Raw genomic sequence first — 24,948 nt, forward strand, 5'->3', positions numbered from 1 at the left:
ATTCGACCATTAACAAAGAACGGAGAGATACGTTTGTTAACAGAGTCGCAAAAAACTTTGGGGTTGAGTTGATAGCCCGGTTGAATCTCAACTCACTCTCCTTACTACATTTTTAGGCTATGGTGCATTGGAGCAGTTGGAGTGCTCGCTTGCCTGTCACGCAAGAGGTCACGGGTTCAAATCCCGTATGCACAGCCATATTATTTCTGGATGGACAAATTGGTAAAGTCACCTGTCTTTGACACAGGCGTCAGTATTGACATTGGAGGTTCGAAGCCTTCTCCAGAAGCCATTCTTTATCTGAGTAGACGTGGGCTTGGTTCACCACTCCCTTTGGAAGGGAGAATTCGTAGGTTCAAATCCTACTGCTCGGACCATTACGGAAGGATACTCTAATTGGTAAGAGACCTGTCTTGAAAACAGGCGTGGACGTGAGGAGCGTTGTGGGGGTTCAAGTCCCTCTCCTTCCGCTTTATAACATGCGAGAATTGTTTTTTCGGTTCCTGAATCGAACTTGGGTTAGATTCCTAAGTCTCGCCACAATACGGCAAAGGACTCGCTATCTTTTGTGCGATATTAGGGTGTGAGGGTAGCTCCCTCACTGCTTATGGGGTATTGGTGAAGATGGTTAACACATCCGACTTTCTATCGGAGATTCAGGGGTTCAAGTCCCCTATACCCTACCATTCATGGGGATATAGTGTAGCGGTTTAACACGCTTGGCTGTCTACCAAGTAGCACGGGTTCAAATCCCGTTATCCTCGTTTAGGACTTAATACGTTTCTTTCTAATTAAGCACATATGAAGTGTAATAACTTGTAAGTGTCACTAATTATAGAAAGTTTTATGTTGCTTGGGTGTCCGACCTAAAAAAACGAAAATAACCCTTGTAACCATGTCGCATTGGTGAAATTGGCTAACACACTCGGCTTTCTACCGAGCATTCGCAGGTTCGAATCCTGTATGCGATGTTCCACTTGGGCGTGTTTCCTTTTTAGGATAAAGTCTACGCTGAGTAATCAGGCGGTCTAAGGTGAAACATCTTAGAAAAAATGAACTGGTATGTACCCGTGAACCCTAACACGTCAAATAGGGAGCTTATATGGGAATATAGTGTAGTGGTAAACACGCCTGGCTGTCTACCAGGTAGCACGGGTTCAAATCCCGTTATTCTCGCTTAGTTTTAGAGCCATAACAAATGGCATAAGATGACTCTCAATTATTTTCATGATTTAGTAGGTTATCTATTTAGTCAAGCAGACGGTCTAAGGTGAAAACATCTTAGCGAAATGCGGTGAATCCTAACACGTTAAATAAATGGAAGCTTATAAGGTGAACTGGAAATTGGAGACTGCGTGTAAAGCAGATACCGTAGGGTCAATTCCCTACCACCTTCTTATCATGCCGATTTAGCTTAGTGGTAAAGCGATTAGGAGTACTCATTAACATGACTATTGGACGTAGGTTCGATTCCTACATTCGGCTTTTTAAACTTAATATTACTGAGCATATGGGACCTTAAAAGTTATTAACTTTGACGGGAGTGAGTTCGATACTCACCTCAGTAACCACATGCGGTCATAGTGTAGTGGTAACATAACAGACTTCCAATCTGTTGTCACGGGTTCGAATCCCGTTGGTCGCTTTATAAGAAGTATCCAAATCAGCAAATATTGCAGACCAGTTAGCAAAGGGTTACGTATTTATATATGGGCGCCTTTTGTTCACAAGGATATATTCTTACAAAATTAGTTTGTAAGCTCTAAAAATCGGTGTTTCACTACCGTAAATGTGACCTATAGAGATTCCTTTTAAGGACAATTTTAATGTGAGTGAGTCCTTACCGTTTTAAAAACTTGAATTGTTCTCACATGCAATTCTACCCTCCAGGTTAAGTTTAGAGGTTTAGAGACCAGGCATTTTTTTTAGGCCTTTTGAGCCAGTGCAAATTGCACATTTTTGGAGTTTTGAATGATAAAATCATTCTTGCTCCCTATCATGGACGGTAATCTTGGTGGTGCGGGAGTGCGGTCTGCAAAACCGTAATGGACGGTTCGAATCCGTCACCGTTCTTTAGCATTAACCTATGAATGTAGTGTGACACATTTTGCCGAATAGGGCGGTTGATAAATACTATTATCTATCCAGATTAGAGATTCCTTTCTAATCCGTCACAGAATCTCATAGAGGTAGACAAGGTTCTCTACACGCTTAGTAATAACTAAGTTACCAGAGATGAGGGATATGCCGACCCTCCTATGATTTTTATTTCACCGATTTAGCTCAGTGGTAGAGCACCGTCTTGATAAGGCGTAGGTCAATGGTTCGAATCCATTAGTCGGTATTCATTAAGAAGAGGTAAAGAATAGTAGCACTTTAGGTTGCAACCATACTATTCGTGGATTGTGTCCCTAACCTCTTCTTAATATTTATAAAACATTATAAATTAATGTAACATTTATGGCAGGATAGCAAAGTGGTTAAACGCAACGGACTGTAAATCCGTTCTCTTCGGAGTTCGGGGGTTCAAATCCCTCTTCTGCCACCATATGTGCCTTTAGCTTAATTGGTAGAGCCACGTAATTCTGTATATGACTCATTAGAGCATAAAACAGTCGTGAGGTCGGAGTTCGAATCTTCGATGGCACTCCATTCGCCAACTTAGCTCAGTAGGTAGAGCGATTGACTTGTAATCAATAGGTCGTAGGTTCGACTCCTACAGTTGGCATTAGAACTTAAAGAGTTTCTTTCTATCGGAAGGCACGGATAATGCCCTAATCCAAATATTCCAGTGAGAGTTTTATCTTCAAAAGGTGTTCGATTAAAAAACCAAATGAACCTTTTAGCAATACGGGGTATTAGTTTAAGGGTAAAACAGCGTAATTCTGTATGGTTCAGCGCAGAACATGAAACAGTTGAAAATAGAGAGCTCAATTCTCCTATACCTCTCCTTATTATGACGCATTGGTGAAACTGGCTAACACACTCGACTTTCTATCGAGCATTCAGGGGTTCGAATCCCCTATGCGTTGCCAATTTTATTATCGGTTTGTGCACGTATGGAGTGCAAGAAGGAATTATAAATAAGCCCAACGCTTGCGTGTCTATTTATCCTTTTGGAGAAGTTCAAGACTTCTACTTACCGTTTTTAATAAGTGAATTTTACTTTTGTAATTAATAATGATGAAGGAGTTGTTTTTATGACACCTCATGTTGTTGCAAGTAACACGTTTGGATTTAAAGAAGATGAATCAGTTTTCATTGTTCCTGTAAAAGAACTGAATAAAGAATTGGTTTTATCAGTTACCAAGAACTTTTTAGCTTTTGGTCGTTCATCAAACGTAAAAGTTGTAATATTAGCCAATTCTATTGAAGAATTAAAAAATATTTTAACCGAAGAAGATTTCGATTTTGTTATGGAAAATACATGTTCATTATTAAAGTCTTTCGAATTATGGCGAGAACCTGAAAAATCATCTATTTAATTAGTTTCAAAACTTGAACTTTCTTCAATACTACTGATACCACGTTGCTAACCTACCGCTATCAGTAGGAAAAACTTGTAGTTATAATAGCAGACTTGAAGAAGCTCTCTTCAGTAGGTGGAACTTCTTCTTATAACGAAAGATTTCTAAGTTGGGAGTTTATAAGGAATCTAAGACTGTTGAGGTAGAACAGGTAGCTACACGCTTGAATATGTTTTGAACAGTTCGAGTCTTAAAAAAGAGCTTAATTGCTAAGAGATGTGGGATGACCACCCCACCAACAGTCACAACAATTGCTGTTGATTGGATTACATCTTTGCCATTGTTATAAAAGACATGCAAATTTGTAGGAGGCTCGATTCCTCCCTTCAGCATTTTATATGGTTTGATAGCTGAGATGGATTAGCATCAGTTTGAAGCACTGAGGAGGTTGGTTCGATTCCAACTCAAACCACTTTGAGGTTTTGAGCGATTTCCACTATATTTTGTAGAAATAATCGCTTTTGTTTATTCATGGAATATCACTTTTGGATAGTGTTATTAACTGGTTTTACTGTTTCGACAGTTTGGGGCTGTTGATTTACAGATTTAAAAGTATTACATTTACGATTTTAATTAACAATAAGGTGGTGTTTACCATGGGAGCAACGTATCCAACTACAAAGGGTCAATGCATTAAAGCCTTAAAAGAAAAAGGCATTAATCGACATCCACAAGACCTTCGTAAATTAGAGTTACATAAGCATTCCGAAGTATTAAATGTATACTTCAAATATGCTCATGCTGAGTAATTCGCTTTATCTATATAGATAAAGCTTTCCTATGCGGAATAGTATAAGGCAGAACAGCTATTGGACGAGTGTACATATATGCCGATAGAAGGAACGGTTCGATTCCGTTAATCCGCTCCAATTCATTTTTATAAAGTCGGTGGTTACTTATGGATTTAAAGAAAAACAATAATGGGCGTTATTGGGCGAAGGCTCTGACTGCTTGTGTAGGCGTTATTTCAATTTCTACATTAGCTTATCTAATGAATGACCCCTTTGTTTTAGTTGCTCTACTATTTGTATTAGCAGTTGTTGACATGATTTAAATTATTCCCTCGTAGCTCAATGGTAGAGCGGTTGGCTGTTAACCAATAGGTTGCAGGTTCGATTCCTGTCGAGGGAGTTTCTATTACGGAGCGGTACTCAAACTGGTAAAGAGGTCTGATTGCTAATCAGATAGGTGATGTTTACATCATGCGAGGGTTCGAATCCCTTCTGCTCCTTATTTTACATTTTGCCCCGTTAGCTCAATAGGATAGAGCAACGCACTTCTAATGCGTAGGCTACAGGTTCGAGTCCTGTACGGGGCGTATTCCCTTTTTACAGTAGTCATGTGAATTGATTGGACTTACCCAATTACATGATAAAAGCAAATGAAAAACTTCAGAAGGAAAATATAAGAGAAGCAATGTTTGGTAAGTACAACTTCCTCCTTTTGTGATATTTAAGTTTCTTTCAGCCCTGTTACAGGGACCCTAATTGATTCCGATTTGGAATAAGGGACTGTGTAAAACACAGACTGAATTATAGGTTTATAAAATATCAATCTTATATACGCTCCATTAACTCAGCAGGATAGAGTATCCGTTTCCTAAACGGGTGGTCGAAGGTTCGAATCCTTCATGGAGCATTTTGAAACAGGTATTTGCCTGTTTTTTATTTTGAAGTGAAAAGTTACTACTTACCTTTTGAAATTGAGGAGGTGATGATATGCACCCTACAAAGGATGTAAAAAAGAAATCTAAAAATGTAATTCTTAAAAAATATCAAAAACAAATTACCGTAGATTTTTTGAAAGATTTCAAGAAAAATATAGACACTACTTTTAAAATAAATAACACTGATTCTCTACTTACCTATGAGAACACCTATATTCATCTTGAATGCACGATTGGTTGGTGGGAAGCTGTAAAAACAACTTGTGAAAAATATGAGTTGCACGATTTATTAAGCTATTACAACAACTTAAATTGGATGAAAAGCGATGCCTTTGATTTGGAATTATCTCATCTATTGATAGCAAATGCTATTATAAAACAAAAATAAATATTAACTTACAGAAGGAGAAGTTTTATGAAAAGCAGATATAAAAAACACCTAAAAAGAATGAGTAAAAGAAGTCCTATCATTTCATTTTCTCAAGCAGATATTCATCATAAAGGTAGTGTTTTAATAGAAGACGAATTATCAACTTTCTCTCAACATATAAAATTAGACCCCGAAGAAACATATTCTGCTACCTATACATCTAAAAAAGAAGAAATGATTTCAAATCTATACTTCTTTGTTGATAATTATTTGATGTGCGGAGGGCATACACATATATTCTTGCTTGTTCCATTAACCAATGGCTTTTATCAAGTTCTTGAAAAGGAGAATATATCAGAATGGGTTAATGCCTACTGGGAAAAAGAAGACCCTAAGAATCAACGAGATTGGTGTTATATGGACGAAGATATAAATGATTTGTTCGACTATATAATAAATCAATTCAATAAGCACGTTAAGAAGAAAAAGAAGCGTGTATTTACAATGAAGGTTTCCATTAAAGAGATGCAAAGAATGATTAAAGAAGCTATTAAGAACAATCCTCCAAAACCTATAGTCGTAGGAGAAGTTCGAGAAGATGTTTGCGATTACTTATGTCATGCAATTAAGAATTCATAGTTCAACACAATACTTCTTTTCAGCTCAAACTCATAATACAGAAAAACGCAGAGATTTATGTCCCTGCGTTTTTATATTGCGTTTCTTATATTCTTCATTTTTATCTTTCTAAGGACTATTTTACTTCTGTAGTTGAATATCCCCTTTCTCCCTCATTCGCTCTCAAATTGATACATCTTATCTGATTCAACCATGAGCTGATAAGCTACATCAATCCATCTAATTTCGCTTGCAGTCTTTTTTCTCTTTACCATTTGTGTTTGCTATGCTTCCCTTTAAATAATTCATGCTATTTATAAGCCATTCCTTTTGTTCGTTTCAAGCTTCTTTATATGTCATTCAGATTCACCCTTTCACAACATTTCATTTGAATTATAATATATTTTATTGACTATAGTGAATAAAATGTTATGATTTATTTATAAAACAAATAATTGAGGACGTGGAAAAATGACTGAGCAAGAGTTTCGTGAATTTAGGCTGTGGGAAACAAAATTAAAGGTAAGCGAACAGGTGAAAAAAGAGTTAGAAGTCGCAGAGGGATTAAGTTTTTCAGAGAATAAATTATTCTTAAGTTCTAACCGCAATTGGGTTGCTACTTCCATGCCCCTTCTGTATTCCAATGATGAAATTCATTTTTTAGTATCACCATTAATTTCTAATGGTACAGATGAAGGTGTGAGTGGTTTAGAATCTATTATTTTCACTAAAGAACAATTAATGAAGACATTCGATGTTTTAACTACAAGCTAAAAATATATTAAATATTTTCAATTTAACGAAACGGAGATTAAAAAATGAATAATTATTTAGTTGCATTACGTACAGGTGGAGAGATGGGAGACCCCGATATCTCATATAATGATTTTCAAATTATTAAAGCAGAAAATAAATTAGATGCTTGTAAAAGATATAACCAAATTAATAATTGCTCCTATTTTTATGGAGAAGCTTTAGCTTTAGTTAGAGATAAAGTGTCTGTAGAAAAAGCATTAACAAGAAGAATGAATATTAAAATGTGGTTCAACCTATTTTCTACAGGTGCTTTAGAAGGCGTTGATAAAAAGGAGTCTCAAAAATGACAGAATTAGAATTTGATAGAGTGCAAGCTCTCCATACACCATTGTATTTAGCTAAAACATTTGTAGATACTTTAGAGGAAAAAGAGCTATTAGAATTAGCAGAGTCATTTATGTTAAATAGAAAACAAAACACTTGGTATCTTACAGCAATGCCTATTCCCTATCCTAACGACACGACTACTTATTTAGTACAATCAGTCGATAAAGATAATCGAATCATCCCTGTTTCAGCTATGGTTCTATCTAAAGAATATTTCATGAAGTTATTTTCGTTAAAAAAGGAGTTTTAACGCATGAAAAACAGATTTCAAGTGCAAATCTCAGCAATATATCATTTCTTTAAAAGTACAAAAGTAACAAACAAAAAGGCGATAGAAACATTTATGTATCATGATTGGATGAAGTGTGACGATTTAGAAAAACGAGACGATACGGGTGTATATTTTACAGTAGGTGCAATTGAACCAAATACAAAAAAATCTATTATTCTTGATTCCATTATTGTTGTATCTGAATCCGAATTTGAAAGTTTGTTTTACGGTGCAGAAAAACTTACTATCTCTCCTTCTGACTATATTGAATCGTTGGAGAATTGGTTAATATTTGTAAGTGATTGTTATCAACATAACTTTGATAGATTCTTAGAGTTACAGAAAACTGAACACTATGGAGCATTCGCAGAATATGAACAAATCGGATTTTTATCCCTTGCTTCTCTTGTTAAATCTATATCTAAATTGAAATACACTTCTTTTTATATAAAAGACTCTATGCCATTTGAGATTATGGCGAGAAGAACAAAATATGATTTTTACGAATTCAAAAATACAGAAGAAGAAAAATACATCTCTCATTTAGAAGAACTACTCATTTATGTTTGTCACTTCTATCAGAAAAATCATGACCACTTCTTCCAGATGTATATAGACCAGAAAAACAAATACTACTACCGATTAGCTACCGTTCAAGGCACTCGTTATCGTTCTGAAGTCAAAAATATTAGCGAGTTGTGTGATGAATGTTTTATCGTTACTTTTATTGAAGAAAAAGAACATGAAATTCTATTGAAAAAACTCACAGAGAATCAGGCAAAAAGAAATAAGAAAGAAAATGCATAGAGGGAAAACTCCCTCTATTTTTTTATGAGTTCATTTTATTTTATTGACTATAGTTAATAAAATAAGTTAAAATGTATGTATACAAATATAAAGAAATATGTACGAATTAGTTAGAAAAGGAGAGGTGAAACACTTGTCTGTATTTAATTTAGAAAATTATCTTAGTGAACCAAAGTCAGCTTTAGATGATTTCGAAGTCGATGATGAAATTACCATTGTCACCCTTCCACTTGATACAATTTACGAAAATTCAGAATCGGGTTATCGTGTTTATGCTTGTCAAAGTGAAGAAGGTCAGTCATTTAAAATGAACGGAAAATTCATCATGCCACTTAATCCGAATATTCACTATCAGGTAAATGGAGTTATTGCATTTTATAAAGGTGAAAAACAAGTAAAAATGAATCGGGTTTCACCTATAAAGCCAATTGGGAAAAGAGGCATCGTTCGTTACTTACGAACTTTAAAAGGTCTGAAAAATAGAGCAGAGGATATTTATAGCGTTTTCGGTGATAAATCTATTGATATGTTGATAGAAAACCCTGAAGAAGTTGTTAGTCGAATTAAAGGGATTGGTAAAAAAAGTGTGGAAGCTTGGAAAAAACAACTTGAAAGTCTAACAAATTCACAGTATACATTGTCTTATTTATTAGATATTGGTTTGTCGTTTGAGCAATCAAAAAGCTTATACAGCGAATATAAAGATGATATCATTCGTTTAATTTCAGAAAATCCTTATCTTTTAGCAAGAAAAATTCCAGGATACGGATTTAAAAAATGTGACAAAATCGCTAAAGATATTCACTTTGACATGCTAAGTGATGAACGTATTCAAGAAGGGATTATTCATGGACTTGATGAGGCAACAAAAGAAGGTCACTGCTTCTTACATAAAGATGATTTAATTGAAAAAACAAGAGAGATATTGAGAGTTACACTTCCTTATAAAGAAAGCGAACGTTTATTAAAAGAAACAATAGATGAAAAAATCTCTTATTACTTTGGTACAATCCAAGTTATGATTCCAAGGGATGAACTAAACGCTTATTATGAACGTTGGAAATCAGCTCGTTATAAAAATGAAAAAGAAAAGTGTTTATATCCTTTATTTGATATTCCATATGAACTGATTGAGGAAGAAATTGAGAATCTGCTTACTTTTGAGAGAATTGTCATAGAACAAGACCGTGTGTATTTAGAATACATCCATAGTGCTGAAGTCCGTGTGGCAGAAGAGCTTTATCGTCTTTCAGATACGCAAGAATGGAAGAATCAAATAGATATTAAGGCTGAATTAGACAAGTACCTATCTGCTGAAGGTATTGAATTAGAAGAGAAACAAGAAGAAGCCATTTTAACATTCACGAAAAGACGTGGCGGTTTTTATGTACTAAATGGTTCCGCAGGTTGTGGGAAAACATTCGTTTTAAAAATCATATTGAAAATCTTCAATATTGTATGTAAATCAAATGGCATTACTCCCTACCTTCAATTATTGGCTCCAACTGGAAAGGCCGCTAAAGTTGCTAAGAAATCAACAAATGAAATATGTCTTACTGTACATAGAGGATTAGAATTCCGTGGAGGAGAAGGATTTACCTTCAATGCATCCAATCCTTTACCAGGGAACATTATCGTTTTAGATGAAAGCTCGTTTTTAGATGTGGAATTATCTAAAGATTTACTACAAGCAATTAAACGTGGTGCTACAGTTATATGGATGGGCGATATTAAACAGTTGCCAAGTATTGGTCCAGGTAGTGTTCTAAAAGATATCATTGAAAGTGGAGTTCTTCCAGTTGTTACATTAGATGTAGTGAAGCGTCAAGGAAAACAATCAGGTATTGCAAAAAATGCTAAAAAAATCATTGATGGTGAAATGATTGAAACTTGTGAGGATACAAAGGATTCCTATGCTGTATTTCGTGATTCACCTAAGGTTATTTTGAAGAACATTCTCGAATCTGTTAAACGTGTCCTTACGTTCCCTGATTATACACTGGATGATATCCAAGTTCTATCACCTCAAAAAACAGGTATTTTAGGAACATATATGATTAACCTGTTAATGCAAGAAGCTTTTAACGAAACTGAATCTACTGTTACTTCTTTAAATAAAGAATTCACTGTAGATAATGAACGTTTTTCTCTGTACTTTAAAGAAGGCGATAAAGTCATTAACATGCGTAATAACGACTTAAAAGTTTGGTACAAAAAAAGTTACGTTTCAACTGAAGACAGTAACGTTCTTCTTACCCAATATACACCGAATAAAGATGCTAAAGGTGGCATTGCAAACGGTGAAACTGGTGTAATTGAAGCAATCCGAAAAATCAAAGAACCAGTTGATAATAAGGAGACTATAAAGGGTGCTGTGCCTGCAAAAACGAAGGAAATCATTCGTATAATTGTAAAATACGATGATGGTTATATCTTCTATGATAACAAGGAAAAAGAAGATTTAGACCATGCATACGCATTCTCTATTCACAAGTCTCAGGGTTCACAATGGAGAGCTTGTATCATGCCAATTTCTATGCTTCACTACAGAATGCTTGATAATAGCTTGTTCTATACTGGATTCACACGAGCTCAAGAATTTAATGTGGTAATTGGTGAAGAAAGAGCAATTAAACACGCAATTAAAACGTACAAGTCAAGAGAGCGTAACACCACTCTAAAAGAGCGTTTAGAAAGTTTATATCTCATTTAATAAAAAAGTCGCAAAGAAAATCAATTTCTCTGCGACTTTTTCTATGTTGTGTTCATAACTTTACATGCGAGATAACTGCTCCCAATTTATTTCGGCAACCTCTACTCCCCACTGCTTTGCTAATTGTTTTTCATTTTCAACAGCTTCTAATGGAAAAATCGTTTTGTTATTTTTTATATGAAATAAACAAAATTCATCTTTATCTTGGACAATGACTTCTTTCATTTTTTGTCTATTTCGATAGCAAAAACGAATAATTTCCTCATCATTTCTCAAAATAACAGGAGGTAATTGTACATCCTCCCCTTCTATTTCAGTTGTTAAAAAACCTTTATATGTATCTGTCGTCATCTATTACATCCCCAATCCATACCATTCAATATTTACCTCAAGTTTATCATAAATCTAACTGTGTAGTTATCATTCTTTTTATTAATGTTTTAAGAAATCGAAGAAATACATTACTTTATTTATACATGAAAATAAATCACATAATTTAGCCTCTCCCTACTTCGTTTTTAAGTAAAATATTTTTTATTTACTTTATCGTTTATATAGACTATAGTAAATATTATAGTGAGTTATTGACAATAAAAGGTGGTGACAGCATGAATAAAGAAATGCATATCATATTAAAGGACGGAAAACCATGGTCTGGTGCTTCTCAAGAAACATTTGCTAAGGTATATTATGATGAGGGAAAAGCTATTCAAATTGCAAAAAGTGCTTGTACTGCTGAAGCAAATCGTTTTTATGAATATGAAGAAGGTTATTATCAAAATGAAGAGTTATCTTTAACTGAACGCAGAAAATTAGCTAAAGATTTAGCAGATAAAGAATGGATTAAACGATGGAAAGTAAAACCAATGATATTAAAAGAGGAGCAAAACTAATGATTGAACAAAAAATTAAACTATTACGTGAAGAAGTTATGAAACATGATTTGTTATATGATGAAGGTACTCCTATTATTACTGATAGCGAATATGACCAAATGTATTATGAATTGGTTTCATTGGAAGAAAAACACCCTGAATTTGCTAATGAAAATTCTCCTACCAAACGGATTTATTCAGTTGTAGTTGATAGTTTGAAAAAAGTAAAACACTCTACCCCTATGTTGTCACAAGATAAAGGTCATACAGAAGAAGATATTGTGAAATTTGCAAACAAATCTGATGATGAAATTATTGTGGGAGATAAAGAAGACGGATTAACGATTGTATTAAAGTACAATAACGGTATCTACTATGAGGCTTCAACAAGAGGCGATGGTTATATTGGTGAAGATGTAACACACACTGTAAGAACTATTACTAACCTTCCTAAGAAAATCTCATTTAAAGGGTATCTTGAGGTTCGTGCTGAATCCGTTATTCCTTTCTCTGAGTTTGAACGAATTAATGTAGATGGTAAATATAAATCTCCTCGCAACTTAGTTTCTGGTTCTGTACGTACATTAAATGCGAATATTGCTAAAGAACGTGGCTTAAGTATTATTGCTTTTGATTTAGTTAAAGCCGAGGGAATTACCTTTGAAAAGGATACTGAGCAATTGGAATTTTTAAAAGAACAAGGGTTTAACGTGGTTCCATACAAATTGTTTAAAAACACACCTGAAGGAATAAAAGAACTGGTTCAATATTGCTTAACATACAACAAAGAGGTTCGACCAACAATTCCTCATATGATTGATGGACTTGTGCTTAAATTTAATAATTTAGCTGTTCGAGAAGCTTTAGGTTATACATCTAAATTCCCTCGTTGGGGCTTTGCTTTTAAATTTGATAGTCTTGATGCCACAACAAAACTACTTAATATCGTAGAGACCGTTGGTAAATCTGGTCAAATTACACCAAATGGTATTTTTGAACCTGTTGAGATTGATGGTGTTACTATTCAAAAAGCTTCTCTTGCAAATTACGACAACATAAAAGAACGTGATATCCGTATTGGAGATACAATTGTTGTTGCTCGTGCAAATGATGTCATTCCACAAATTGTATCGGCTGTTACTGAACTACGTGATGGAACAGAAAAAGAAATCTTACCGCCTACTTGTTGTCCTGTATGTAATGGAGAAGTGGTAAAAGAAGAAGATAATGTTCATTATTTCTGTATTAACAGTACATGTAGTGCTCAACAAGAACGTATTTTAAAACATTTTGTATCTCGAAATGCAATGAATATTGATGGATTAGGGGCAAAAACAGTTGAAACATTTTACGAAAAAGGTATCCTTTCTTCTATCTCTGATATTTATACTTTAAAAGATAACTTAGATAAATTATCTGTATTACGTGGATTCGGTGAAAAGAAGATTCAAAAAATGTTATCAGGGATTGAGGAAAGCAAACATGTCCCCCTATCTAAATTCTTATACGCTTTAGCTATTCCTAACGTTGGCTCCAGTACAGGAAAAGACATTGCAAAGAAATTCAAAACAATGAGACATCTAATAGAACTTTCAAAAGACACTGTTGTGCTAAAAACAGAATTAATGAAAATTGATGGTATCGGTGAGACAGTAGCAAGTAGTATGGTAAGTTACTTTGAAGAATCTCACAACATTGAGCTTATTGAATTCTTGTATTCAATTGGATTTTCAATGATGGAAGAAGTAGAAGAAATTATCGCCTCTGAAGAAATTGATGGTAAAATTTTCGTCATTACAGGCTCATTATCTAAACCTCGTAATGATATCAAAAAAGAAATTGAAGCTCGTGGTGGAAAAGTATCAGGTTCAGTATCTGCAAAGACAAATTTCTTAGTTCTTGGTGGATATAATCATGTAACAGGAGAATTGCCTGAAAAAGAAACTAACAGCTCTAAGTATAAAAATGCTGTTAAGTTTGAGTGTCCTATTATTTCTGAAGAAGAGCTTTTCGATAAGATGAAATAATTGAGACGGATTAAGAACTTATGTAGAAAGGATGAGTATAATGAAGCAAGAATTCGAAGGTAAGGTAATCTATGATAGAACAAGTGATACTGGAGACCCAAGATTCGATTTTGAATACAGTATTGGTTATAATTCTGCCCCCTCAATAGAAGAGCTATTGAATAGATATAATGGGAAGAAAATAAAAATGACTATTTCAATTGAAGAAATTGATGACAATGATGAAGAAAATGAAGATGAATATTAAATAAGCGATACAAGAGATAAAAAGAATCCTTTTAGGGTTCTTTTTTAAATTCTTTTTGTTATATAAACATAAATTAAAATATTATACTCATCAACCACAAACATTCACTATTATTTCAACATTATATAGTTACAATAAAAAAACTTGTATCCATAACGAATACAAGCTTTTTAACCTAATGAAGAATTGGATTATAAAATACGCGACCTGATTTTGTTAATTTCAAAGGTTTGAAATCATTATAAATCTGTTCAAAATGATTTGCATCAAAGTCAAACCAACATGCATCCCATTCTCTATCCAATTTGTTTAATTTGTTTTCAGACAAGAAATATAACTGCATATCATGTGAACCGTCATGATGATGACCAGAAATGATAAGTGAACCATCTTTCTCTACACTTACATCAATAGAATCTACTCGTCCCATACATTCTAATGGATTCTCATCATACGATAACATTCTACCACCTACAGGACTTCTATTCCAACGCCCTACGTGACCTACAAGAGCAATACGTTCAACATTTCCCAAACATCTTCAGCCTTAGTGATTTATATTTAACATAAATAATAACATTCCATTGACTTTAGTTAATAAAACGCTTTATAATTATTTATAGATACATAACGATTAGATAACTAAGGAGAGATATTAAAATGGCTATTTCATTAGAGAAAAAAACGGAGATTGCAAAGATTGTATTAGAGAAGAAAAATCTTAAAGGAGTAATTGCTGAAGTTGTTTTTGTAGTAGATGGTTCTACATCTATGGAGCGATTATACATTAACCATACTGTACAAGATGTAACAGAATCCGCTTTAGCAGTTGGTTTAAATATTGATGCCAATAACTCAATTGATATTTACGGTTTCGGAAGAAGTCATAAGCATATCGGGGCTGTAAGCAAAGAGAATTACAAGAATTTCATTCAAAATGTATTCCTTCGTAAATTCAGTTTAGAGGGTGCTACTTTCTATGCAGGTGTTATGCAAGAAATCGTGAATAAATATGGGACCAAATCAGTGCAAAAACCTGTTGAATCTAAAGGTGGATTCTTATCAAAATTATTTGGTGGAAATGCTAAAGTTGAAACTGTAGAAAAACCAATTCCTGCAAAATACCCAACATTCGTTGTGTTTATTACAGATGGGGATAACTTTAATGAAGACAAAGCTCCAACTAAGCGTATCATTCGAGAATCTTCTGACCAGCCAATCTTCTGGCAATTCGTTGGAATCGGGGAACGAGGTTCGTTTGCCTTCCTTGAAGACTTAGACAACATGGGTGGTCGTGTAATTGACAATGCTAATTTTGTTCAATTTACAAGAGAAGAGATTAATAACATGTCTCCAGAAGAATTATTAGAAAAACTTATGAACGAATTCCCATCATGGATTAAAGAGGCGAAAGCTCACGGATTTATTCAATAATAGTTAATAAATAAAAAAACTCAATGATTAGTTATCATTGAGTTTTTTCTTGTTCATTCAAGTGCTGTTTTAAACCTTCCAGTAATTCTTCTTTATCTTCTACTGTCACACCATCTATTTCTTTATAGCTAACCACATCTTCTCCCTCTTTTTTGAACTCTATATAAGTATAAAAATAGTATCTAAAATTCAACTCTCCTTCTTTTATCTCATAAGGCTTTACAGTTATTTTTCCATTAAATTCAAAATGTGTATCATTTGCTGTTCTCTGTCCTTTGTACATAAATAAAACCCAATCGTTATGTTCATAACCTTCAAGTTGTGCTAAGAATTCAGAGGACTCAACACTGGAATCTTTCCATTTTACATAAATTCCCTTCCACATATCTTCTATTCTTTCCACTCTTTGATTCCACAGTGATGCTGTGATAATTTGAATGTTCTTACCTTCAAACAAGAGCTCATCTAAATCAAAATATTCTCCATATATTCTTCTTTTATTTCCTACCAATGCAGGTTCTCCTTTTAAATCACTAACTTTTTGTTGTTCTTCTAAAAATAAATGCTCAAATAACGCCACCTCACTTTTTTTACGCTTCAAAATACTCTTTGTTCGCTTCACTGCAAACTTCTCGTTTTCTAACATCTTCAATAAATCTGGTACTCCCTTTTCAACAAGCATGATTGCAGTCGTTTGAGCAACTTCTTCTTCCCCTTTCTTCATCGCTTCGTCATATGCTTCTTTTAATTTTAAAATTTCTTGTATTTTCATTGTCACACCTCGTAAATTATTTTTTACTATTTCATAGTATATCATTGACTTTAGTTAATAACAAATGTAATATTGATTATAGATTTTAAAGAAAAAAGCAAATGAAAAGACATATAAATTTAAATTTTTAGGAGATGTAATTATGAGTTCAAACAAATTAGGTGCTCGAATGAAAGAGTACGAAAATAAAACAAAATTAACAAAAAGAAGCCCCGTAATTATTCGTATTGACGGTACACACTTTCACACATATACAAAAAATATGAAAAAACCGTTTGACGAGGTACTCGCAAAAGCATTCTGGGAAACAGCGAAATATCTTGCTCAAAACATTATGGGTTGCAAAATGGTTTACCACCAAAGCGATGAAATTTCATTATTATTAACAAACTATGAAAAAGTAACAACTCAATCATGGTTCGGTAATGATTTGCAAAAAATGGTTTCTGTATCTGCTTCTATGGCCACTGCAAAATTCAATGAGATTATGTTCCCTATTACAGGAACACTTGCATTTTTTGACAGTAGAGCATTTGTATTACCGAAAGAAGAAGTGACGAACTATTTCTTATGGAGACAACAAGACGCTACGAAAAACAGTATTGCGATGGTTGCTCAAGCAAACTTTAAACACAAAGAATTACAAGGATATAACGGTTCGCAGTTACAAGAAAAACTATTTACAGAGAAGAACATTAACTGGAACAACCTCCCTATTTGGCAAAAACGAGGTGTATGCATTACGAAACAATCCTATTTAAAAGGTACTGCTACAAGAACAAAATGGGATGTAGACTTTAACACACCTCAGTTCTCTAAAGATAGAGATTATATTGAACAACATGTCTTCAGTGAATTTGAAATGATTTCAAGAAAAGTTGAGCTGAATCTTCCAAAAGAACAACTTCAATCTTTATTGAGTGAATACTATGATTCTAAAATTTTGATTCCGTCTTGCCGTAATATAAGTGAAAAAGAGAGAGTTGAAAATAGTCATTACCACGAATTATGGTCAATAACTGAAACCATTTTTGATGCGTTTAAAGAACATTCTATCCAAACTCTATCAGACTTTGCTGTTGTTCTTCGATATGTCTTTATCCAAACTTTCGGAGATACAGTGGAAATTAATTTAGATATTTATATGGATGTTGCGAAAAATTTAATTAAAAAATCAAAGCACTACGATTCGATTGTAGCGTAGGATAACTACTATATAAGGAGTTGCATATAACATGCTTATACTCATCCATAAAATAATTGAAAATCCCCACCTATTTGTGGTGGGGGCTTTATCTATAGCGCTTCTTTTATCACTACTTCCTACTTCTAAGGGGAACTATAGAGGAACAATTCGTTTCCCTCCTCCCACAAAAGAAATGCAGGATGAATTTGATATGTTTTTAGGGATTAATAAAGAGTGTTCTCCATCTAAAGATGATTAAAAAGTAACTACAGAAAAGGAATGAACATTATGCAATTAACAAAAGACGAATTATTAAAAAAAGTTGATGAGTTAGCACTTAAGAACTTCAAGGTGAGAGCATTACTACAACACAATGGCAGTTTTGACAATATTCCAGACTATCAGCAAAAACTTATTCTTGATGCAATTGGTGTAAAAGAGAGCGAGATATCACTAAGTTAATAGTTTCTTGAACTGTTTTCCTCCTCATTACAATGATGGATATTGGAAAGTAGTCAAAGCTAAGAATACATAAAATCCGAAATGAGGGAGTGCTAAATGGAAATGAAATCCTTAGTTGAAATTAAACGAAAAGTTTTCCCTAAAGAAGAAACGAAAGTCATTCCATTCGTTTCGAAAGATAACGAACAAGAGGTTGTAGATTCACTTTTAAAAGATTCCTCTGTATTTAAAGGTTACAACGTTGAGGCATACCCTATGTGCGGAAACAAATATGCTGTCATTCATGTAAAGGAAAATACAAGATTGGGTGAAATACAATTGACTCCTGTATTCGAACACTTAGGAAGATATTTCAAATTAGAAGAAATTAAAATTTGACATAAGGATGAACCATATTATGACTGAAAAAGAACGTTTATTAGCAAAGAGCGATGGTGTCAAAGATTGTGTAAAACACATAAAAAAGAAGATTAAAGCAGAACAAAGATTGTTAAAACAGGAAAAAGAAAAAGAATTTTTCGCTAATGAATTTCAGATTGTAAGACACAAAGAAAAAATTCAAATTTTGACCGAAGAAAAAATCAACTTAGAAAAGTACGCCAAAAAATTAAAGCATTTAGCAAATGAATGCTGAAAGGATACGATACAACATGGATTTAAAAGAAGAGTTATTATTCATGGGATTTTTAAATGCAGATGTAGATGATAAGACGGATGAAGGAATTTACGTAAAGGTTCGTTTTAAATATCAATATATCCCTGAAGTGAATAAAGGAAATGAAATTCACCAAGATGGAAAGAAGGAATTTTCAAAAGCTACAAAGCCTGAACAAATGTTTAAAGAAATTATGCAATGGGCAAAAGATTGTCCTAAAAATCATGGGTTTGATATTATCTTTTGGTAAAAGGACGTGATGAATATGTTTATAGGAGCTACACTAAGACAACGTATGTTATCTCTTGGATACGATATGAATCGTTTATCTAAAGAATCTACGGTTGATATCCATATTGTTAATGGATTGCTGAATAATGCACTATCAATAAAACAAGTACATGAAGTAGATATGGATTATATTTGTCAGGTTCTTATGTGTGAGCCAGTTTATTTTACGAATTCATCCATTAGAGAAAAGGATATGGTCTATAACTCTCCTAAACAGGAAGTTAAATCGAACAGGATTAAAGCCAATTTGATATCATTCGCAAGCGATTTGGGATTTATCATGGAGCTTTCAAGAGAATCTAAATCTAACAATAAAAGACATTACTAATAGGTGATATATATGAAGCTTATTTTCTTAGATATTGATGGTGTTATGAATCATTCAAATTATTTCGTTAGAAGTAAACATCATATGTTACAGGCATTTTGTCCAACGGCATTAGCAAATCTTAAAGAAATACTTGAAAAGTGTGATGCAAAAATAGTGGTTTCTTCTACTTGGAGAAAACTCGGCTCGGTAAAAATACTTAAGAGGGCTATTTTCTCTCATTACGGTTTGCAAAAATACGTTATAGGCAGAACACCTGAATTAAGAGGCGAACCAAGAGGAGCTGAAATACAGGCTTTTATGGACAATTTCAAGAATCCTATTGATAGATTCATCATCATAGATGATGGAGATGACATGCTACATTTATCAGATAGACTTGTTCTAACAAACCCTTATGAAGATGGATTAAATCATAGAAAACGAGATGAAGCAATTCAACTATTGAACGAATTTTAGGTAACAGGAAACATCAATTATGTTATAATATTTCTATAAGGTGAAATGCTCCAACATCTCGCCTTATGTAACTGTTACCGCAAGGTGGATGGTTGCTAAAAAAGTTTATTTTTTCTTAAAACCGCCCTTCAAACGCTTGCCGGCATTGTGGGCGGTTTTTATCTTATTAAAAATGATAATGATTTGATTTTTACTCAATGAAATAATAAGAAACAAGGATTAAATTGAGTCCTTGTTTTTTTGTTCAATTCTTTCATTCTCTTTAATATTTTTGCCAAAAATAAAAATCATCATGATTCCAATTACAGTAGATAATTCACTCACTACCAAGATGAATATATATAAGGGAGATTGTACAAATAAAAGAATAGACAATAATAAAATAAGATTGATAGATAAGTTCAATGTAAGTATAACCTTTATATTATTCAAAAAAACACCTCCTCAAGTCAAAAATATTCGCTATTAGCTATATAGTAGTTGACTATTTAAGTGTTTATAACAAAACAAAAAGCAAGAGATGTTTCACCCCTTGCCTTTAATTACCTATTTCTTATAAGTTGTTATGATATTTATAAACTTGTTTTGCAAGTCTTTTCAATTGAGTCATTTGCGGTTTGCTTAGTTCCCCTTTTCTCATCAAAGTCTTCTGAAATCCTTCAATGAATTCATATCCATTACAGTTCTTCTTAAACTTATCAATCTCAATTAGTTTTAAAGCATTTACTAAGTCTAATTCATCTTCAAACATTTCGTTCCATTTTACTTTTCCAAAATAAAAATCATTATGCTTTACTTGTTTCATAATCCCTACTCCTTTATATTAAATTAGAAACTTCTTATCTATCATTCAACTATATTAATTATTTATAGTTCTGCAATCCAATAAATATCCCACTTCTTTGTTTTCGCATAATCATCACATTCTTTTTCCGTATCGTAATTTTTATAATACTTAATTCCGTTTATATATGTATAGACTTGAAACATGTTAATACCTCCATTTAAGACAAATATTTTTTCCTTGTTATTCTCAAAACTCCATTTTCAAATCGTTTATAAATATAATACTGGTCATTTTCTGTTAATAAATCGTGTAGAAACTTCCCTGGTCCACATTCAGATGGTTTAAAGAATTCATCAGTTTTATGCATTACTCCTATATTTATTTCATAATACCGAAAAACCCATTTGTGAGAACCAAAAAAATCCGTCTCATCTACCTTATCTGGCTTCCCAAACCAAAAACTATCCGCAGAATCTAAATGCTCCTTATAGTTACTTCCTCGCATTACAGATTGATATTCTTGTACACTCAACATTTTTAAACAGTCCCTTCCTTTTTAGTCAATTTTTATAAATACCTGTTTATAGTTATCTTTATATTATAGAAAATAGATGTATTTATTATAAATATAAACAATAAAAAAACGCTACCTTATAGGCAACGTTCTTTTCATCTATTTATCTATATTAGAAATATAGAAATTGTTCTCTTAATGCATCTGTAATTTTCAAGTCAAAACTACCGACACATCCTAAAATATTCTTAACATCAGCAGGTGTATACATAGACAATGTGCAACCCATTAAAGGGAAGGTTAAAATATCTTTACCTACTTCCGTTAATCTTTCAAATACACTTTCTTGTAAATAATGTGATAGACCACATCCATGACTATATTCCACTAAACCATCTACATAATCGTATGGAATAAGCATAGAATATTCTCCAGTTTCTCTAATCTTTTTAGCTTCTTCATTAAATTTATCAATAGCATAAGATAATTCACGAGTTACGTCTCTCACTTCTTTCGTTTCCATAGAAAGATAAAAGAATCGAGTTTTAATTGCTCCAACTACTTTCATTGAATTAATACACCCTACTAAATATCCTGGCTGGATGATTGAATCATTCAATGTCTGATTCTTGTTCACTTCAGTATTTAAACCGAATTTAATTGATTTATTTTCATTTACTTGTGTCATTACAATTCCACCTTTTAATTAATTTTATAAAACACCTATTTATACCAAACTATAATTTAATACTTATAAACTGTTATACCACTTCCTAAGACAATGTATTTTGATTCCTTTAATAGATTTGATTTTTCAAACAGCATTTTAATATACTGAGTTGGTTTTAAATCATCGTGTAACCAATAGAAAAACGTTTCATATGAAGGGAACATTCGAACATTATCCTTTTCAATTTCTCTTTTTAACGTTTCCATATTTACATCAAATTTATTTGCTACAATTTTCATTTCTCTTTCATTGAGTTCTAACATTACAATTCCACCTTTTAATTAATTTTGTAAAATACCTATTTATATCTGAACTATAATTTAACGCACATAAACTGTTGTACCAGTTTCTAAAATAAGAAATTCTGCTTCATCTACTAATGTCTTTTTCTCAAATAGCATTTTAAGACACTGTTGCAGTTCTAAATCATTGTGTAACCAATAGAAAAACGCTTCATAAGAGGGGAAAATTTGAATATCTTCCTTTTTAATATCCTCTTTCAAACTTTCTACATTCCTTTTTAATTCATTTGCTACCATTTGTAATTCCTGTTCAGTAAGTTCTAACATCTTAACTCCACCTTTTTAATGAATTTTATAAAATACCTGTTTATATTTATCTTTATATAATAGATATCATTGGCTCCGCATATTCTATGAAACATAAAAAAAGAACCGCTTTTAAGCAGTTCTTCTTTTCTTCCAATCTCTAAACGGTGTTACAACATCAGTAATCGTTTCATTTGAGATGTGTTCATTTTGGGATTTAATAATTAATGACCCATCTACATGAATTTCAACTTTATCATACAAACCGATTTTATCCATCAAATGCGGTTTCTTATGAATTTCCTTCATTACATCTTGTTTCCACTTATTAATCATACTTTTAAAGCTCATTTAAAAATACCTACCTTTTTAATTAATTTTATTAAATGCCTATTTATAGTTATCTATACATTATAGATATTTAAGATTATTTCATTCTGCATCCAAGAAAAAAGAATCGTCAGAAACGATTCTCGAAATGAATTAATTTCCATCAACTTCAACTTTGAAATAAGTTTTGTTTTCCTTTAATGCTTGTAAGTCTTCTTCTAACACTTGAACAATTTGTAATAACATTTCTTTTGTTGTGTCTTTACACATATCACTTTCCGTAAACTCCTTAAAATATCTAATAATTACTTGGATATCCGCAGGCTCAATGAAACAATCTCCACTGTTCAATACCCCAAAAAAGATTGAAACTTTATCATCATATAGGAGAGCATTATCTTTACAAGTAAAAATCTTTAAATTTCGTGAAGAATACTCTTCTTCATCCTTCATATAGCTTTCTTTATGGAATTCATCAAACATACCAAGAGCCATCTCACCATCCCCGTCTTCACGGTCATCAGCTACTTCTGAAAGATGCTCTAACACATTAGCCATTGTACTTAATTCATCGCCTGTTTCAAACACAATCACTTTTGGTACTCGTGCCATAATCATAACTGTATTTCTTTTTGCTTCTAACATCACTTCATGTTCCTTATTTGTAAAATCATAGACTAACATTTTATCACTCCTAAATTTTTAGTTTTGCTGTAAATGGTTTGTTATCAAAGTCTTTCATATCCCCTCTGCTACGTTTCCCACATTTTTCGCAAGTAAAAGGATATAATGGACCAAGACCCCAACCACCCGTACCATGACAAACCCATTCATGCCCTTGTTTCTTACATGAACACCTCCACGGAAACTTTACAATCATTACAACTGTAGTAGATACAAACTCCCACGCATATCCAAGAATAAATGCAACTAATAAATAGAGCAGAATTCCAAGACCTTTTATTACATTTACAATAACTTGCATTTAATTAACACCTTCTCATCAAACCTATAATCCTTATATATAAAACAAATTATTTATCATATACAATAAAGAATTTTTCCGTTTTAGCCTCGTCATAATCTATGAAGCTACCTCTGATAAAATCTAAAAACTTATCATCAACTGCTCCAAATCGTTTAATCGTTACTTCAACATATAATCCTTCAATATTCAATTGTTTGGATTCAACACCATCTTTTTTCATTCGTTCATAAAATTCTTGTTCCTCGTATCTTTCCTCAAAGTACATGGCCGCATACTCGTCACCCTTGACATGTAAGCAAATTAAACCTGACATATTAACTCCTACTTTCATTTTAATCTTTTTGAAATACTAATGTTTTCGTTTCACATTTCCTCTTCTTTGACGATATAAAGATTCTTATCATCAGCAGAGTTATGAATAAAATTAAATTTTAGAAATTCAAGGAATACCTCATCTACATTAATAAACTCCTTAATTTCCACTTCTACACAAACCTCTGTTTCATCACAATCATCTTCTATAACTAAATTTTTAGAGGTAACTCCTTCTTTTTTCATTTTATTAAAGAAATCTTCAGGATTGTATTTTTCCTTGAATTTTTGATAAGCAAAATAATCTCCATCTATATACAAACAAATTATTTTCTTCAAACCTACCCATCCCTCTCTCATTGATTACAACATGAATTAGTATAGATTTTTACATGTATAACAACTACTCTCTCGTAGCAGTTTTATTTCCTAATCCCATCTCTTTCATTAAACCTGATACTTCTATACCTCTAACTTCAGTAACATTAATTTTCTGCTCCACATCTATGCCTTTTACCTCGTAAATGTTTACATCCTTTGCATGTTCATCATCCATCAGTTCCTTCTTTACCAGTTCGATAAATAAAGGACTAATATAAGGGAATTCATGAATAGAAACCACAATGGTAGTCCCCTCTTCGTGCAGATATTCCTTTTTGGTAATTCCGATATCGACCATTTGCTCATAAAATTCTTGAGGGTTATAGTCCTCTTCAAAACGGCACGAAGCATATTCCCCTCCATTTACTAATAACAAGACTGTTTTGTTCATCGTTTATCAACTCCACATAAGATTAACTATGGAATAATTGTACTTTTTACATTGACTATTGTCAATAAAATTGTTAGGATTTACTATGTGCTTGATACGTTCGAATAAAAGGAGAG

The 24,948-nt window shown here is 32.9% G+C and carries 37 protein-coding genes, 20 tRNA genes and 1 pseudogene; 42 read left to right on the forward strand and 16 right to left on the reverse strand.

All coding sequences use genetic code 11. The features are described 5' to 3' along the window. The first annotated feature begins 120 nt into the window (after window positions 1-120). From MHB52_RS32510 to recD2, 30 genes are all read left to right on the forward strand, one after another. Window positions 121-198: transfer RNA gene (locus MHB52_RS32510), tRNA-Asp, on the forward strand. Between the two features lie 6 nt (window positions 199-204). After that, window positions 205-292: transfer RNA gene (locus MHB52_RS32515), tRNA-Gln, on the forward strand. 89 nt (window positions 293-381) lie between these two features. Beyond that, window positions 382-470 (forward strand) — tRNA-Ser (locus MHB52_RS32520). A 139-nt stretch (window positions 471-609) separates the two neighbouring features. Further along, window positions 610-686 (forward strand) — tRNA-Glu (locus MHB52_RS32525). Window positions 687-691: 5 nt separating this feature from the next. After that, window positions 692-764, forward strand: a tRNA-Asp gene (locus tag MHB52_RS32530). A 133-nt stretch (window positions 765-897) separates the two neighbouring features. Continuing rightward, window positions 898-971 (forward strand) — tRNA-Glu (locus MHB52_RS32535). 133 nt (window positions 972-1,104) lie between these two features. After that, window positions 1,105-1,176, forward strand: a tRNA-Asp gene (locus MHB52_RS32540). A 227-nt stretch (window positions 1,177-1,403) separates the two neighbouring features. Continuing rightward, window positions 1,404-1,485 (forward strand) — tRNA-OTHER (locus MHB52_RS32545). 89 nt (window positions 1,486-1,574) lie between these two features. Continuing rightward, a tRNA-Gly gene (locus tag MHB52_RS32550) sits at window positions 1,575-1,645 on the forward strand. A gap of 355 nt (window positions 1,646-2,000) precedes the next feature. Next, window positions 2,001-2,073, forward strand: a tRNA-Cys gene (locus MHB52_RS32555). 199 nt (window positions 2,074-2,272) lie between these two features. Then, window positions 2,273-2,344, forward strand: a tRNA-Ile gene (locus tag MHB52_RS32560). A gap of 118 nt (window positions 2,345-2,462) precedes the next feature. Further along, a tRNA-Tyr gene (locus MHB52_RS32565) sits at window positions 2,463-2,548 on the forward strand. Between the two features lie 3 nt (window positions 2,549-2,551). Further along, window positions 2,552-2,652 (forward strand) — tRNA-OTHER (locus MHB52_RS32570). A 3-nt stretch (window positions 2,653-2,655) separates the two neighbouring features. Next, window positions 2,656-2,728: transfer RNA gene (locus tag MHB52_RS32575), tRNA-Thr, on the forward strand. 230 nt (window positions 2,729-2,958) lie between these two features. Further along, a tRNA-Glu gene (locus MHB52_RS32580) sits at window positions 2,959-3,035 on the forward strand. Between the two features lie 165 nt (window positions 3,036-3,200). Next, a complete protein-coding gene (locus MHB52_RS32585; RefSeq protein WP_061662360.1) occupies window positions 3,201-3,485 on the forward strand; it encodes a hypothetical protein in 285 nt (94 codons plus the stop codon). Between the two features lie 382 nt (window positions 3,486-3,867). Next, a tRNA-Phe gene (locus tag MHB52_RS32590) sits at window positions 3,868-3,939 on the forward strand. 184 nt (window positions 3,940-4,123) lie between these two features. Beyond that, entirely contained in the window at window positions 4,124-4,276 is a 153-nt protein-coding gene (locus MHB52_RS32595; RefSeq protein ID WP_000501435.1) for a DUF2639 domain-containing protein, read from the forward strand. Window positions 4,277-4,425: 149 nt separating this feature from the next. Next, entirely contained in the window at window positions 4,426-4,581 is a 156-nt protein-coding gene (locus MHB52_RS32600) for a hypothetical protein (protein ID WP_154698612.1), read from the forward strand. A 5-nt stretch (window positions 4,582-4,586) separates the two neighbouring features. Then, a tRNA-Asn gene (locus tag MHB52_RS32605) sits at window positions 4,587-4,658 on the forward strand. A gap of 10 nt (window positions 4,659-4,668) precedes the next feature. Next, a tRNA-Ser gene (locus tag MHB52_RS32610) sits at window positions 4,669-4,758 on the forward strand. A 13-nt stretch (window positions 4,759-4,771) separates the two neighbouring features. Then, window positions 4,772-4,845: transfer RNA gene (locus tag MHB52_RS32615), tRNA-Arg, on the forward strand. Between the two features lie 246 nt (window positions 4,846-5,091). Continuing rightward, window positions 5,092-5,165, forward strand: a tRNA-Arg gene (locus MHB52_RS32620). An 80-nt stretch (window positions 5,166-5,245) separates the two neighbouring features. Then, window positions 5,246-5,581, forward strand: a complete 336-nt coding sequence (locus MHB52_RS32625) for a hypothetical protein (protein ID WP_061662359.1) — start codon at window positions 5,246-5,248, stop codon at window positions 5,579-5,581. 27 nt (window positions 5,582-5,608) lie between these two features. After that, complete coding sequence (locus MHB52_RS32630) at window positions 5,609-6,202, forward strand: hypothetical protein (RefSeq protein ID WP_253703076.1); 594 nt, start codon at window positions 5,609-5,611, stop codon at window positions 6,200-6,202. Between the two features lie 450 nt (window positions 6,203-6,652). Then, window positions 6,653-6,955: a hypothetical protein gene (locus MHB52_RS32635; RefSeq protein ID WP_061662358.1), complete on the forward strand. Its 303-nt coding sequence runs from the start codon at window positions 6,653-6,655 to the stop codon at window positions 6,953-6,955. A gap of 44 nt (window positions 6,956-6,999) precedes the next feature. Continuing rightward, window positions 7,000-7,284, forward strand: coding sequence for a hypothetical protein (locus MHB52_RS32640; RefSeq protein WP_061662357.1), 285 nt, complete (start codon window positions 7,000-7,002; stop codon window positions 7,282-7,284). Next, window positions 7,281-7,574, forward strand: a complete 294-nt coding sequence (locus MHB52_RS32645) for a hypothetical protein (RefSeq protein ID WP_061662356.1) — start codon at window positions 7,281-7,283, stop codon at window positions 7,572-7,574. The genes MHB52_RS32640 and MHB52_RS32645 overlap by 4 nt, the downstream gene beginning before the upstream one ends. A gap of 3 nt (window positions 7,575-7,577) precedes the next feature. Then, on the forward strand, window positions 7,578-8,402 hold the full coding sequence (locus tag MHB52_RS32650; RefSeq protein WP_061662355.1) for a hypothetical protein: 825 nt from the start codon (window positions 7,578-7,580) through the stop codon (window positions 8,400-8,402). A gap of 124 nt (window positions 8,403-8,526) precedes the next feature. After that, window positions 8,527-11,115: an SF1B family DNA helicase RecD2 gene (gene recD2, locus MHB52_RS32655; RefSeq protein WP_253703074.1), complete on the forward strand. Its 2,589-nt coding sequence runs from the start codon at window positions 8,527-8,529 to the stop codon at window positions 11,113-11,115. A 60-nt stretch (window positions 11,116-11,175) separates the two neighbouring features. Here recD2 and MHB52_RS32660 read toward each other — a convergent pair whose 3' ends face one another. Continuing rightward, complete coding sequence (locus MHB52_RS32660; RefSeq protein ID WP_061662353.1) at window positions 11,176-11,466, reverse strand: hypothetical protein; 291 nt, start codon at window positions 11,464-11,466, stop codon at window positions 11,176-11,178. 257 nt (window positions 11,467-11,723) lie between these two features. On the opposite strand from MHB52_RS32660, the gene MHB52_RS32665 reads away from it, so the two are divergent. The 3 genes from MHB52_RS32665 to MHB52_RS32675 are packed head-to-tail and all read left to right on the forward strand — an operon-like array spanning window position 11,724 to window position 14,264. Beyond that, window positions 11,724-12,008, forward strand: a complete 285-nt coding sequence (locus MHB52_RS32665) for a hypothetical protein (RefSeq protein WP_061662352.1) — start codon at window positions 11,724-11,726, stop codon at window positions 12,006-12,008. Next, window positions 12,008-14,017: an NAD-dependent DNA ligase LigA gene (gene ligA, locus MHB52_RS32670; RefSeq protein WP_061662351.1), complete on the forward strand. Its 2,010-nt coding sequence runs from the start codon at window positions 12,008-12,010 to the stop codon at window positions 14,015-14,017. Before MHB52_RS32665 ends, ligA begins: the two co-directional genes overlap by 1 nt. Window positions 14,018-14,057: 40 nt before the next feature. Beyond that, a complete protein-coding gene (locus MHB52_RS32675; protein WP_061662350.1) occupies window positions 14,058-14,264 on the forward strand; it encodes a hypothetical protein in 207 nt (68 codons plus the stop codon). A gap of 175 nt (window positions 14,265-14,439) precedes the next feature. Here MHB52_RS32675 and MHB52_RS32680 read toward each other — a convergent pair whose 3' ends face one another. Further along, complete coding sequence (locus MHB52_RS32680; protein WP_253703072.1) at window positions 14,440-14,799, reverse strand: hypothetical protein; 360 nt, start codon at window positions 14,797-14,799, stop codon at window positions 14,440-14,442. Window positions 14,800-14,924: 125 nt separating this feature from the next. On the opposite strand from MHB52_RS32680, the gene MHB52_RS32685 reads away from it, so the two are divergent. Continuing rightward, window positions 14,925-15,698 (forward strand): VWA domain-containing protein, encoded by a 774-nt coding sequence (locus MHB52_RS32685; protein ID WP_061662349.1) that lies wholly within the window; start codon window positions 14,925-14,927, stop codon window positions 15,696-15,698. Window positions 15,699-15,732: 34 nt separating this feature from the next. On the opposite strand, the gene MHB52_RS32690 is transcribed toward MHB52_RS32685, so the two are convergent. Further along, a complete protein-coding gene (locus tag MHB52_RS32690; protein ID WP_061662348.1) occupies window positions 15,733-16,470 on the reverse strand; it encodes a hypothetical protein in 738 nt (245 codons plus the stop codon). 142 nt (window positions 16,471-16,612) lie between these two features. Here MHB52_RS32690 and MHB52_RS32695 point away from each other — a divergent pair. The 8 genes and pseudogenes from MHB52_RS32695 to MHB52_RS32730 all read left to right on the forward strand — a co-directional run. Then, a pseudogene (locus tag MHB52_RS32695) lies at window positions 16,613-17,335 on the forward strand (tRNA(His) guanylyltransferase Thg1 family protein); the annotation flags it as partial. Window positions 17,336-17,705: 370 nt separating this feature from the next. Beyond that, on the forward strand, window positions 17,706-17,915 hold the full coding sequence (locus tag MHB52_RS32700; RefSeq protein WP_061662346.1) for a hypothetical protein: 210 nt from the start codon (window positions 17,706-17,708) through the stop codon (window positions 17,913-17,915). Window positions 17,916-17,944: 29 nt separating this feature from the next. Continuing rightward, window positions 17,945-18,118 carry a hypothetical protein gene (locus MHB52_RS32705; protein WP_172796975.1) on the forward strand — a complete coding sequence of 58 codons (174 nt, stop codon included), beginning with the start codon at window positions 17,945-17,947 and terminating at the stop codon, window positions 18,116-18,118. 96 nt (window positions 18,119-18,214) lie between these two features. After that, complete coding sequence (locus MHB52_RS32710; protein WP_061662345.1) at window positions 18,215-18,496, forward strand: hypothetical protein; 282 nt, start codon at window positions 18,215-18,217, stop codon at window positions 18,494-18,496. A 19-nt stretch (window positions 18,497-18,515) separates the two neighbouring features. Further along, entirely contained in the window at window positions 18,516-18,752 is a 237-nt protein-coding gene (locus MHB52_RS32715) for a hypothetical protein (RefSeq protein ID WP_253703070.1), read from the forward strand. Between the two features lie 16 nt (window positions 18,753-18,768). Then, complete coding sequence (locus tag MHB52_RS32720; protein ID WP_061662343.1) at window positions 18,769-19,023, forward strand: hypothetical protein; 255 nt, start codon at window positions 18,769-18,771, stop codon at window positions 19,021-19,023. Between the two features lie 15 nt (window positions 19,024-19,038). Then, on the forward strand, window positions 19,039-19,392 hold the full coding sequence (locus tag MHB52_RS32725) for a hypothetical protein (RefSeq protein ID WP_253703067.1): 354 nt from the start codon (window positions 19,039-19,041) through the stop codon (window positions 19,390-19,392). 12 nt (window positions 19,393-19,404) lie between these two features. Next, the gene (locus tag MHB52_RS32730) at window positions 19,405-19,851 is read left to right on the forward strand and encodes an HAD domain-containing protein (RefSeq protein ID WP_061662341.1); all 447 of its coding nucleotides are present in this window, start codon (window positions 19,405-19,407) and stop codon (window positions 19,849-19,851) included. A gap of 219 nt (window positions 19,852-20,070) precedes the next feature. Here MHB52_RS32730 and MHB52_RS32735 read toward each other — a convergent pair whose 3' ends face one another. The 13 genes from MHB52_RS32735 to MHB52_RS32795 form a co-directional block, all read right to left on the reverse strand. After that, entirely contained in the window at window positions 20,071-20,283 is a 213-nt protein-coding gene (locus MHB52_RS32735; RefSeq protein ID WP_061662340.1) for a hypothetical protein, read from the reverse strand. Window positions 20,284-20,404: 121 nt separating this feature from the next. Next, window positions 20,405-20,656 (reverse strand): hypothetical protein, encoded by a 252-nt coding sequence (locus MHB52_RS32740; RefSeq protein WP_061662339.1) that lies wholly within the window; start codon window positions 20,654-20,656, stop codon window positions 20,405-20,407. A gap of 62 nt (window positions 20,657-20,718) precedes the next feature. Then, window positions 20,719-20,841 carry a hypothetical protein gene (locus MHB52_RS32745; RefSeq protein WP_277996090.1) on the reverse strand — a complete coding sequence of 41 codons (123 nt, stop codon included), beginning with the start codon at window positions 20,839-20,841 and terminating at the stop codon, window positions 20,719-20,721. Between the two features lie 14 nt (window positions 20,842-20,855). Beyond that, complete coding sequence (locus MHB52_RS32750; RefSeq protein WP_061662338.1) at window positions 20,856-21,173, reverse strand: hypothetical protein; 318 nt, start codon at window positions 21,171-21,173, stop codon at window positions 20,856-20,858. A 151-nt stretch (window positions 21,174-21,324) separates the two neighbouring features. Then, window positions 21,325-21,840, reverse strand: a complete 516-nt coding sequence (locus MHB52_RS32755) for a hypothetical protein (RefSeq protein WP_061662337.1) — start codon at window positions 21,838-21,840, stop codon at window positions 21,325-21,327. A 56-nt stretch (window positions 21,841-21,896) separates the two neighbouring features. Next, window positions 21,897-22,145: a hypothetical protein gene (locus MHB52_RS32760; protein WP_061662336.1), complete on the reverse strand. Its 249-nt coding sequence runs from the start codon at window positions 22,143-22,145 to the stop codon at window positions 21,897-21,899. 57 nt (window positions 22,146-22,202) lie between these two features. Continuing rightward, a complete protein-coding gene (locus MHB52_RS32765) occupies window positions 22,203-22,451 on the reverse strand; it encodes a hypothetical protein (RefSeq protein WP_061662334.1) in 249 nt (82 codons plus the stop codon). Between the two features lie 111 nt (window positions 22,452-22,562). Then, window positions 22,563-22,781, reverse strand: a complete 219-nt coding sequence (locus tag MHB52_RS32770; RefSeq protein WP_061662333.1) for a hypothetical protein — start codon at window positions 22,779-22,781, stop codon at window positions 22,563-22,565. 132 nt (window positions 22,782-22,913) lie between these two features. After that, on the reverse strand, window positions 22,914-23,444 hold the full coding sequence (locus MHB52_RS32775; RefSeq protein ID WP_061662331.1) for a hypothetical protein: 531 nt from the start codon (window positions 23,442-23,444) through the stop codon (window positions 22,914-22,916). A gap of 10 nt (window positions 23,445-23,454) precedes the next feature. Beyond that, window positions 23,455-23,745 carry a hypothetical protein gene (locus tag MHB52_RS32780; protein WP_061662329.1) on the reverse strand — a complete coding sequence of 97 codons (291 nt, stop codon included), beginning with the start codon at window positions 23,743-23,745 and terminating at the stop codon, window positions 23,455-23,457. 49 nt (window positions 23,746-23,794) lie between these two features. Further along, complete coding sequence (locus tag MHB52_RS32785; protein ID WP_253703065.1) at window positions 23,795-24,061, reverse strand: hypothetical protein; 267 nt, start codon at window positions 24,059-24,061, stop codon at window positions 23,795-23,797. A gap of 50 nt (window positions 24,062-24,111) precedes the next feature. Next, window positions 24,112-24,399 (reverse strand): hypothetical protein, encoded by a 288-nt coding sequence (locus MHB52_RS32790; protein WP_253703063.1) that lies wholly within the window; start codon window positions 24,397-24,399, stop codon window positions 24,112-24,114. A gap of 64 nt (window positions 24,400-24,463) precedes the next feature. Then, the gene (locus tag MHB52_RS32795; RefSeq protein WP_061662325.1) at window positions 24,464-24,832 is read right to left on the reverse strand and encodes a hypothetical protein; all 369 of its coding nucleotides are present in this window, start codon (window positions 24,830-24,832) and stop codon (window positions 24,464-24,466) included. Between the last annotated feature and the right edge of the window lie 116 nt (window positions 24,833-24,948).

Origin of the sequence: Bacillus sp. FSL K6-0073 (assembly GCF_038006085.1) — a bacterium.
GTDB classification, from domain to species: Bacteria; Bacillota; Bacilli; order Bacillales; family Bacillaceae_G; genus Bacillus_A; species Bacillus_A cereus.

Excerpts from the sequence above, each read along its gene's own strand:
- MHB52_RS32585 (WP_061662360.1), top strand. The coding sequence starts at position 3,201 with ATGACACCTCATGTTGTTGCAAGTAACACGTTTGGATTTAAAGAAGAT.
- MHB52_RS32595 (WP_000501435.1), top strand. The coding sequence starts at position 4,124 with ATGGGAGCAACGTATCCAACTACAAAGGGTCAATGCATTAAAGCCTTA.
- MHB52_RS32600 (WP_154698612.1), top strand. The coding sequence starts at position 4,426 with ATGGATTTAAAGAAAAACAATAATGGGCGTTATTGGGCGAAGGCTCTG.
- MHB52_RS32625 (WP_061662359.1), top strand. The coding sequence starts at position 5,246 with ATGCACCCTACAAAGGATGTAAAAAAGAAATCTAAAAATGTAATTCTT.
- MHB52_RS32630 (WP_253703076.1), top strand. The coding sequence starts at position 5,609 with ATGAAAAGCAGATATAAAAAACACCTAAAAAGAATGAGTAAAAGAAGT.
- MHB52_RS32635 (WP_061662358.1), top strand. The coding sequence starts at position 6,653 with ATGACTGAGCAAGAGTTTCGTGAATTTAGGCTGTGGGAAACAAAATTA.
- MHB52_RS32640 (WP_061662357.1), top strand. The coding sequence starts at position 7,000 with ATGAATAATTATTTAGTTGCATTACGTACAGGTGGAGAGATGGGAGAC.
- MHB52_RS32645 (WP_061662356.1), top strand. The coding sequence starts at position 7,281 with ATGACAGAATTAGAATTTGATAGAGTGCAAGCTCTCCATACACCATTG.
- MHB52_RS32650 (WP_061662355.1), top strand. The coding sequence starts at position 7,578 with ATGAAAAACAGATTTCAAGTGCAAATCTCAGCAATATATCATTTCTTT.
- MHB52_RS32660 (WP_061662353.1), bottom strand. The coding sequence starts at position 11,466 with ATGACGACAGATACATATAAAGGTTTTTTAACAACTGAAATAGAAGGG.
- MHB52_RS32665 (WP_061662352.1), top strand. The coding sequence starts at position 11,724 with ATGAATAAAGAAATGCATATCATATTAAAGGACGGAAAACCATGGTCT.
- ligA (WP_061662351.1), top strand. The coding sequence starts at position 12,008 with ATGATTGAACAAAAAATTAAACTATTACGTGAAGAAGTTATGAAACAT.
- MHB52_RS32675 (WP_061662350.1), top strand. The coding sequence starts at position 14,058 with ATGAAGCAAGAATTCGAAGGTAAGGTAATCTATGATAGAACAAGTGAT.
- MHB52_RS32685 (WP_061662349.1), top strand. The coding sequence starts at position 14,925 with ATGGCTATTTCATTAGAGAAAAAAACGGAGATTGCAAAGATTGTATTA.
- MHB52_RS32690 (WP_061662348.1), bottom strand. The coding sequence starts at position 16,470 with ATGAAAATACAAGAAATTTTAAAATTAAAAGAAGCATATGACGAAGCG.
- MHB52_RS32700 (WP_061662346.1), top strand. The coding sequence starts at position 17,706 with ATGCTTATACTCATCCATAAAATAATTGAAAATCCCCACCTATTTGTG.
- MHB52_RS32705 (WP_172796975.1), top strand. The coding sequence starts at position 17,945 with ATGCAATTAACAAAAGACGAATTATTAAAAAAAGTTGATGAGTTAGCA.
- MHB52_RS32710 (WP_061662345.1), top strand. The coding sequence starts at position 18,215 with ATGGAAATGAAATCCTTAGTTGAAATTAAACGAAAAGTTTTCCCTAAA.
- MHB52_RS32715 (WP_253703070.1), top strand. The coding sequence starts at position 18,516 with ATGACTGAAAAAGAACGTTTATTAGCAAAGAGCGATGGTGTCAAAGAT.
- MHB52_RS32720 (WP_061662343.1), top strand. The coding sequence starts at position 18,769 with ATGGATTTAAAAGAAGAGTTATTATTCATGGGATTTTTAAATGCAGAT.
- MHB52_RS32725 (WP_253703067.1), top strand. The coding sequence starts at position 19,039 with ATGTTTATAGGAGCTACACTAAGACAACGTATGTTATCTCTTGGATAC.
- MHB52_RS32730 (WP_061662341.1), top strand. The coding sequence starts at position 19,405 with ATGAAGCTTATTTTCTTAGATATTGATGGTGTTATGAATCATTCAAAT.
- MHB52_RS32740 (WP_061662339.1), bottom strand. The coding sequence starts at position 20,656 with ATGAAACAAGTAAAGCATAATGATTTTTATTTTGGAAAAGTAAAATGG.
- MHB52_RS32745 (WP_277996090.1), bottom strand. The coding sequence starts at position 20,841 with ATGTTTCAAGTCTATACATATATAAACGGAATTAAGTATTATAAAAAT.
- MHB52_RS32750 (WP_061662338.1), bottom strand. The coding sequence starts at position 21,173 with ATGTTGAGTGTACAAGAATATCAATCTGTAATGCGAGGAAGTAACTAT.
- MHB52_RS32755 (WP_061662337.1), bottom strand. The coding sequence starts at position 21,840 with ATGACACAAGTAAATGAAAATAAATCAATTAAATTCGGTTTAAATACT.
- MHB52_RS32760 (WP_061662336.1), bottom strand. The coding sequence starts at position 22,145 with ATGTTAGAACTCAATGAAAGAGAAATGAAAATTGTAGCAAATAAATTT.
- MHB52_RS32765 (WP_061662334.1), bottom strand. The coding sequence starts at position 22,451 with ATGTTAGAACTTACTGAACAGGAATTACAAATGGTAGCAAATGAATTA.
- MHB52_RS32770 (WP_061662333.1), bottom strand. The coding sequence starts at position 22,781 with ATGAGCTTTAAAAGTATGATTAATAAGTGGAAACAAGATGTAATGAAG.
- MHB52_RS32775 (WP_061662331.1), bottom strand. The coding sequence starts at position 23,444 with ATGTTAGTCTATGATTTTACAAATAAGGAACATGAAGTGATGTTAGAA.
- MHB52_RS32780 (WP_061662329.1), bottom strand. The coding sequence starts at position 23,745 with ATGCAAGTTATTGTAAATGTAATAAAAGGTCTTGGAATTCTGCTCTAT.
- MHB52_RS32785 (WP_253703065.1), bottom strand. The coding sequence starts at position 24,061 with ATGTCAGGTTTAATTTGCTTACATGTCAAGGGTGACGAGTATGCGGCC.
- MHB52_RS32795 (WP_061662325.1), bottom strand. The coding sequence starts at position 24,832 with ATGAACAAAACAGTCTTGTTATTAGTAAATGGAGGGGAATATGCTTCG.